The sequence below is a fragment of the Desulfovibrio sp. 1214_IL3152 genome, assembly GCF_036763055.1.
GTDB lineage: Bacteria > Desulfobacterota > Desulfovibrionia > Desulfovibrionales > Desulfovibrionaceae > Desulfovibrio.
In genome coordinates this window covers 1-1996 of record NZ_JBAIYW010000003.1, presented here as the reverse complement: position 1 = coordinate 1996, position 1996 = coordinate 1, and the positions used below count along the sequence as shown (strand labels likewise).

Sequence of the window (1996 nt, the reverse complement as noted above, 5' to 3'; positions counted from 1 at the left end):
CCTGGCAGCGCCCCGGCACAGCGGCCACCTGCTTGTGCGCCTGGCCCCGCGGAACACGGCTCTTTTCCGTTTTTTGCTCGAAGCTTACGACCATACGGCCTACTTTACCGTGATTGAGCCAAAAACCGCCCTGCTTAAAATAATTTTTTCACCACACCTGGAAAAAGAAACACGCCGTGTTCTTGCGGAAATGTCCGGCAGCCTGCCCTTTGAGCTGCTGGAGTGGCCCTTTCCCACTGGCCGCAGGGCCGCAAAAATGCTTTGAGATAGCCACATTTTCTGTTATGAACACACTGTTGCGGGAGAACGGGCCCGGGGAGGCCCGGTCCCGTTTTTTCACGCCCGCGCACTGCGGGTGCTCCACAGCAAAACGGCCCTCATGCGGGCCTCCCATCCAGACGAAGGCGGATACATGTCACTGACATACAAGCGAGTTCTGCTCAAACTGAGCGGCGAAGCCCTTGCAGGGTCCAACAAGACCGGCATCAACCCCGATACCGTGGCCGAAATATGCCGCGAAATAGGCACTGTGCTTGCAATGGGCGTGGAAATGGCCCTGGTTATCGGCGGCGGGAATATTTTTCGCGGCCTTTCCGGCTCGGCCAAAGGTATGGAGCGCTCATCGGCGGACTATATGGGCATGCTGGCTACAGTACTGAACGCTCTGGCCGTGCAGGACATGCTGGAAAAACAGGGCTACCCCACGCGCGTTCTTTCGGCCATCACCATGCAGGAAGTGTGCGAGCCGTTCATTCGCCGCCGCGCCCTGCGCCATATGGAAAAAGGCCGTGTGGTCATCTGCGCCGCCGGTACTGGCAATCCCTATTTCACCACCGACACCACGGCGGTGCTGCGCGGCATGGAACTCAAGTGCGATGCCATCATCAAGGCCACCAAGGTCGACGGCATCTACGACAAGGACCCCACCAAGCACAGCGATGCCGTCAAGTTTGACACCATAAGCTACGATGAAACCCTGGCCCGCCACCTGGGCGTCATGGATGCCACGGCCTTTGCCCTGGTGCGCGACAACAATGTGCCTATCATTGTCTGCCGCATGTTCGGCGGCGACATCCAGCGTGCCGTCATGGGTGAACCGGTGGGAACCATCGTGCGCAACTGCTGATCAGGCGCACATGAGCTTGTGATGCCACGGCGGAAAAATCCGGCTTTCCGGTCAGGCACGATTCTGCCCGAAACAACGCCCAGGTTTCGGCAAGCGCATACAGGCTTGAAATTTACAACCGCGCCGGGCGGTCTGGATTTTTCAACATCAGACCGTCCCGGATTTTTTTGCAAAGGGAGGCGCAGCGCCATCCCCAAAGGAACAGGCCGCAGGCCGCAGCCCCAAGGAGAATAATTTATGGATATCGACAGCATCCTTCTTGATGCCGAAGACCGCATGGAAAAAGCCCTTGCCGCTCTTGACCGCGACTTTGCCAAACTGCGCACCGGCCGCGCCACCACAGCCCTTGTGGACGGCATAAAGGCCGACTACTACGGCACGCCCACGCCCATCAGCCAGATGGCCTCCATCGCTGTGCCCGACAGCCGCACCCTGACCATCCAGCCCTGGGACAAGGGCGGCATTGCCCTGATCGAAAAAGCCATCCTCAAGTCCGACCTTGGTCTTACGCCCGTCAACGACGGCAAGCTCATCCGCATTGTCATGCCCCCCCTCACCGAAGAGCGCCGCAAAGAACTGGGCAAGGTTGCGCGCAAATACAGCGAAGAGGCCAAGGTGGCTGTGCGCAACGTGCGCCGCGACGCCAATGACAGCCTGAAAAAGCTGGAAAAAGAAAAGACCATTACCGAAGACGAACAAAAACGCGCCACTGACGATGTGCAGAAGCTTACCGACAAATACGTCGCTGAAGTGGACAAGCGCTGCGCCGGCAAAGAAAAGGAAATTATGGAAATCTAGCCGTGGCGGTCTGTCCGCCACGAGCCGCGCCCGTCGCGTTTCTGCTACAGCGGGGCGGGGGCGGCACGTTCC

3 protein-coding genes are annotated in these 1996 nt (G+C 58.9%); all 3 read left to right on the top strand.

All coding sequences use genetic code 11. The features are described from left to right. Positions 1-265: DUF4911 domain-containing protein (locus V6C07_RS00050; protein WP_333534287.1), on the top strand; the 265-nt coding region annotated here is incomplete at its 5' end. Between the two features lie 147 nt (positions 266-412). Further along, positions 413-1126 (top strand): UMP kinase, encoded by a 714-nt coding sequence (gene pyrH / locus V6C07_RS00045; protein WP_012624158.1) that lies wholly within the window; start codon positions 413-415, stop codon positions 1124-1126. A gap of 237 nt (positions 1127-1363) precedes the next feature. After that, positions 1364-1924: a ribosome recycling factor gene (gene frr / locus V6C07_RS00040; protein WP_333534284.1), complete on the top strand. Its 561-nt coding sequence runs from the start codon at positions 1364-1366 to the stop codon at positions 1922-1924. The last annotated feature ends 72 nt before the right edge of the window (positions 1925-1996 follow it).

Coding starts and splice junctions, on each gene's coding strand:
- pyrH (WP_012624158.1), top strand. CDS start 413: ATGTCACTGACATACAAGCGAGTTCTGCTCAAACTGAGCGGCGAAGCC.
- frr (WP_333534284.1), top strand. CDS start 1,364: ATGGATATCGACAGCATCCTTCTTGATGCCGAAGACCGCATGGAAAAA.